This is a genomic window from Rhizobacter sp. P3_B12, assembly GCF_056402895.1.
In genome coordinates, this window is record NZ_JBFUGN010000410.1 from 1 (window position 1) to 5,186 (window position 5,186).

4 protein-coding genes and 1 pseudogene are annotated in these 5,186 nt (G+C 67.6%); 4 read left to right on the forward strand and 1 reads right to left on the reverse strand.

Features of this window, described 5'->3' with window-relative positions:
• From AC1D01_RS19860 to AC1D01_RS19870, 3 genes and pseudogenes are all read left to right on the forward strand, one after another.
• A pseudogene (locus AC1D01_RS19860) lies at positions 1-286 on the forward strand (hypothetical protein); the annotation flags it as partial.
• A 12-nt stretch (positions 287-298) separates the two neighbouring features.
• Positions 299-1,642 carry an aminotransferase class I/II-fold pyridoxal phosphate-dependent enzyme gene (locus AC1D01_RS19865; protein ID WP_477869289.1) on the forward strand — a complete coding sequence of 448 codons (1,344 nt, stop codon included), beginning with the start codon at positions 299-301 and terminating at the stop codon, positions 1,640-1,642.
• Between the two features lie 32 nt (positions 1,643-1,674).
• A complete protein-coding gene (locus tag AC1D01_RS19870) occupies positions 1,675-2,472 on the forward strand; it encodes an SDR family NAD(P)-dependent oxidoreductase (protein WP_477869290.1) in 798 nt (265 codons plus the stop codon).
• Between the two features lie 40 nt (positions 2,473-2,512).
• On the opposite strand, the gene AC1D01_RS19875 is transcribed toward AC1D01_RS19870, so the two are convergent.
• A complete protein-coding gene (locus AC1D01_RS19875) occupies positions 2,513-4,345 on the reverse strand; it encodes an AfsR/SARP family transcriptional regulator (protein WP_477869291.1) in 1,833 nt (610 codons plus the stop codon).
• 326 nt (positions 4,346-4,671) lie between these two features.
• On the opposite strand from AC1D01_RS19875, the gene AC1D01_RS19880 reads away from it, so the two are divergent.
• Positions 4,672-5,186, forward strand: a 515-nt coding sequence (locus AC1D01_RS19880; protein WP_477869293.1) for a hypothetical protein, incomplete at its 3' end; no start/stop codon positions are given.

Genomic DNA, 5,186 nt, shown 5'->3' on the forward strand with positions numbered 1-5,186 from the left:
CGGACGCGAGTCGCTGCTGATCGTGCAGGAGATCAAACGGACGTGGCGCAGCGATCCCCAGCCTGTGCTCGACGCGATCATGGCGGAGGTCGCACAGCGGCACGGCGTCCGCCCCGCCGTCGTGGTGCTGGTCAGCCACGGCAGCCTTCCCCGAACCACCAGTGGAAAGCTCCAGCGCAGTGCCGCGCGCGCAGCCCACGTCGGCGGCCGCCTCGACGTGGTCGCCCGCAGCGACCTGTCCACCCAGCAGCAGGGCCCACTGCATCCCCACCCGGTCGCCGCCTGAAAGGAACTTCACGTGTTGGATCAATCCGAGAACTGCAGCAGCCGAGTGGCGACGACGACGCACGACGGGCACGACCGTCGCACGAGGGCCCCGAGCCCGATCGACTCGCGGCATTCGAGCCTGTACGAGTTCCTTGTCGCTTCGCAACAGGACACCTTGGCATTCGCCGAGCGCTTCGAGCAGTTGTCGGCGTATGTCGACGACCTGATGCACCGCAGGCACTACCACTACCGGCGAGTGAGAACCAGTGGCTCGCCGGGGCTTGCCAGGTTGCTGGACCGCGACAGTGGGCGCGTCGTCGAGGTGATCAACCTGGCATCGAACGACTACCTGGACCTGTCCCGGCATCCGGCGACCATCGCGGCCAGCATCGCCGCGACCCAGCGCTACGGCGCCGGAACCAGCGCGTCGCCGGCCGCCATCGGCAACACCGATCTGCACGAAAGGCTGGAGCGCGAACTCGCCGACTTCACGAACTGCGAAGCCGCGCTGCTGTACAGCTCCGGCTTCGGCATGAACTGCGGCGTCCTGTCGGCGCTGCTGCGACGCAACGACCTCGCCATCGTGGACAGCTGCGTGCACAGCAGTGTCATGGAAGGTTGCCGCGGCGCACCGATGCGGATCTTCGAGCACAACGACCTCGACGCGCTCGAACGCATCCTGGTTCGCTCGCGAAGCCAATACGCCAATCGGCTGGTCGTCGTGGAGGGCGTGTATTCGATGGACGGCGACCTGGCGCCGCTGGCGGACATCGTCAAGCTTGCACGCCGCCATGACGCGATGCTCATGCTCGACGAAGCCCATTCCACCGGTGTGTTCGGCGCTCGAGGGCGGGGTACGGCGGAACACTTCGGCATTCTCGGAGGGGTCGACATCGTCGCCGGCACCTTCAGCAAGAGCCTGGGCAGCGTCGGCGGCTTCGTGGCGGGATCGAGCCGGCTGATCCGCTACCTGCAGATGGCCAGCCGGCACTATGTGTTCTCGGCATCCGTGCTGCCGTCCGTCGCGGCATCTGTCCTGGAGGCCCTTCGCATCCTCGACGACGAGCCCTCGATCCGCGAGCGCCTGTGGCGAAACGTCGAGTACTTCGGGCGCGGATTGCGTGCCCTGGGCTTCGACATCGGAGCCAGCGCCTCGGCCATCTTCCCAGTCATGGTCCGCGACGATCTCAAAGTCAAGGCGCTTTGCAGCTGCCTCTATGACGACGGCATCGTCGTCACCCCGGTCGTGTTCCCGGGGGTGCCCGAGAAGCAGTCCCGCATCAGGCTGAGCGTGACCTGCGGACTCGAACTGAAGCAGATGGACCATGCCCTGGAGCGTCTGGCGCATCACGCCAAGGCGCTGCAGATCATCTGAGTACCTGCAGGCATTGCACCAAGGAGATTTCGATGAGTCGAATCCGTGATTCAGACACGATCCTGATCGTCGGGGGGTCGCAAGGCATCGGCCTGGCCATCGCGCGGCTGCTGTGCGTGCTCGACTGCCGGATCATCATCGCCGCGCGGCACGTCGCGACGCTGGAGCAGGCGCGTGCCGAACTGGTCGGCATGTCCGGCTGCCGCGCCACCATCGAGGCGCTTGTCGTCGACGTCTCCCGCCACGACAGCGTTCTGGCCCTGCGCGATGACCTGACCGCCCGGGTCGGCACGCCCACGCACGTCATCAATTGCGCGGGGCGGGCGGTCGCCGCCTATCTCGAAGAGCTGCCCCTGGAGGACTATCGCTCGATGATGGACCTGAACTTCATGGGCACGGTGCACCTCAGCCATGCGTTCCTGCCGCTCTTCCGCGCGCGGGGGAGCGGCCATCTGATCCATACGTCCTCGATCCTTGGTTTCGTGGGCACGTTTGGTTGGGCGGCCTATGCCGCGACCAAGTTCGCCGTGGTCGGCTATTGCGAATCGATCTACTCCGAGTACCGCAGGCACGGCGTCGAGGTCTGCGTGCTTTGCCCTCCGGCCACCCTCACGCCGGGATTCGACACCGAGAACAAGACCAAGCCGGCCGCGGTGCGCGAGGCCGAAGCGTGGATCGCGCCGGTGACGGCAGACTACGTGGCACGCGTCCTCCTCGATGCCATCGCCCGCAAGCGCTTCATGGTGGTGCCCACGCCGAAGGGGCAGTTCCTCTACCGCGCCACCCGCTGGTTGCCGGGCCTCGTGCGTCGCCTGGCGGTGGCCCCCTGATGACGCTGCACCAGCGACCCACCTCGATGGTGGAACGTCCTCACGTCCGCCGTTTCAGCCACGCAACCACCTGACGGTGCATGTCGGCGCGGACGGCGTCGGGCACGCTGTCGCCCAGCGCCCGGGTGGCCAGGTCGTGCGAGATGCCATGGCGGTTGAACAGTCCCACGCGTTCGAGTTCGCGCCACGGGTCCGCCAGGAGCGGTGCAGGCAGCTTCATCAGGTCTGCCGCCAAAGCCACGCAGAACGCGGCGTCTGCGACGAGTGCGAGGTACAGCAAGCCGCGGGCGAGCACCGAGCAGCGTTCGACACGCGCCTGCAGCAGCGGCTTCAGCCCGCAGGTCATGCCGTGGAACTGCCCCGGGTGGGGCGATCGCGCCGATTCGCGCAGGATCTCGAGCACGAGCCTCGGATTGCCGCCGCTCAGGGCGTACAGCGCCGGCGCGTGCACCGATGGCTGCAGCCACGGCAGCGGCAGTCCTTCCAGCATTGCCAGCACACCGGGGCCATCCAGCGGGGGCGTGCGCACCAGGTCCGCCCGGTGCTCCGCGACCACCTGGCGAAGCAGCGCGGACAACAGCGCGGACGGGCCATCGGGTCGCGCGCTGAACAGCATGCGCATTCCATTCGGAGCCGCATGATCCAGCAACCGGATCAGCACCTGCAGCGAACGGGCGTCGGCATGGTGGAGGTCTTCGACCGCCAGCGCGGTGACGCCGCCGGCGACGAGGTGTGCGATGCACGGCATCACGGCTTGGCACAGGCGCCATTCATCGACGGAGGACGTGTCCGCCACGGCTGCCGGCGCCGAATCCCATTCGGCCACGACGAGAGCCAGTTCCTGTCGCACCGGTTCGGCAAGCGACGCGACGAGTCCGGCAGGGAGCGCGCGCAGGATCCGCGCGAGCGCGGCGTAGGGCAGTTGAAGATCGCTGGGCCGCAGGGACACCAGCAAGGCCGAGCGGCCACGGAGGAATTCGCGCACCAGGCGGGTCTTGCCGGTGCCGCCTTCGCCGCAGACCACGATGTCGTGTTGCCGACCCCAGGAGCGATTCATGTCCAGCTGCTGCTGTTCGCGTCCGACGATGACGGGCGGATGGAATGCCCATGGCTCGGGCTCACCCCGGGTCGGCAGCGTCGTGGTCATGCGCAGGATCTGCCGGTGCAGGGCCTGCGTCAGCGGCGACGGCGACACGCCGAGCTCTTCGGACAACACCTCGCGACACCGCTCGTAGGCCATCAGCGCGGTGGCGCGGTCCCCGGTCTGCAGGTGCAATGACATGACCTGCCGATGCGCCGACTCGCTCACCGGCGAAAGCTTGAGCCGCGCCTGAGCCGCCCGAAGCGCCGGATGCCATTGCTCCTTGACCGTGCAGCGATCGACATGGACCGAGAACGCCTCGTCCCATCGCCGGCTCATCGTCTCTCGCTGCTGGCGCAGCCACTGCGTCCACTCCGACAAGCCGTCCAGGCTCAGGTCGCCCAGCAGTTGCCATTGCGGCGACGGGTCATTCAGCGCGGTGTCGATGGCCTCCTCGAGGGTCGGCTGCGCCAGCACAAGACCTGTTGCATCCAGCTCCAGGCGATCGGAGCCTGACAGCAGAGCGCAGCCGTGCTGGCGATACAGGCGATGCGACAGGACGCGCAAATTGGTGCGGGCCACCGGTTCGCTGGCCGTCGGCCACAGAAGTGCCGCGGCCCCGGCGCGTGACATTCCGCCGCCCAGTGCGGCCAGGCACAGGACGGCCGCCGTCTTTCCCGCCAGGATGAAAGCCTCGCCGTCGGCGCGCACGAGACGGACGTTGGACAGCAGCACCAGCCGCTGGCGCGCCGCCTGGACGTTCTTTTGCGCTGCAGGCCTGGTGTCGCTCAACGTCTCCACTTGATTCCTTTGTCGTTCGCATCGAATGAACGCATCGGCGTAACGAGAGGTAAAAAAAGTTCGTGAAGCGGCACGTCGTTTCATGTGTGCCGCAGGCGGCGCAACGCCGATTCTGCAGGGCACGGACGCTCCGATGCGTCCCATGAACATGTGAGCGCGAGGAGCGAGGGAGAGGCGGACGCCTGTGGATACCGCGCTTAAGCTCCCGTCATGCAGTACGTCACGTCTTCCTTCACCGAATCGCCCTGGGAATGCCGATGTGATCGCCGGCGCCGCACGCGCCGGACCTGTTGATGACGAGGGGACGCTGCCTGCGCGTGCTGATGGCCGCGTGGTCGCTGGCGGGCGCAGCACACTCTGCAGGCGTCGTCGCGCTGTCACCGCAGAAGGGCATCGTGTCGGTCTCGGATCTTGAAGCCGTGGTGTCCGTCAGCGAGCAGCCGCCGCCCGATACCGCGGCCTGGCGGCCGGTCCGGCTACCCGATCGCTGGGCCGAGAACGGCCGGGCGCGCGCAGGGACCGTGTGGTACCGGCTGCGCGTTCACATGGATCCCGCGCAACGCGAACCGTGGGCCTTCGAAGTGGCCTACGCGACGATGAACAGCGACCTGTGGGTCAACGGAATGCTGGTCGGGCGCGCCGGGCGCATGGAACCGGACAACTTGACGCGTCACTGGAACACACCGCTCCTGTTCATGGTTCCGCAAGCGGCATGGACCGCGACGGACAACCTCGTGCACCTGCGGGTGCGCTGTGGGACCAGCAGCGCCGGCGGCCTGGGCCACCTGTTCGCGGGGCCGGCCGCCGAGCTCTCGAAGGCCCATGAGCAACG

What these genes read in the sequence shown, in the direction of transcription:
- AC1D01_RS19870 (WP_477869290.1), top strand. Translation starts at nt 1,675, where the DNA reads ATGAGTCGAATCCGTGATTCAGACACGATCCTGATCGTCGGGGGGTCG.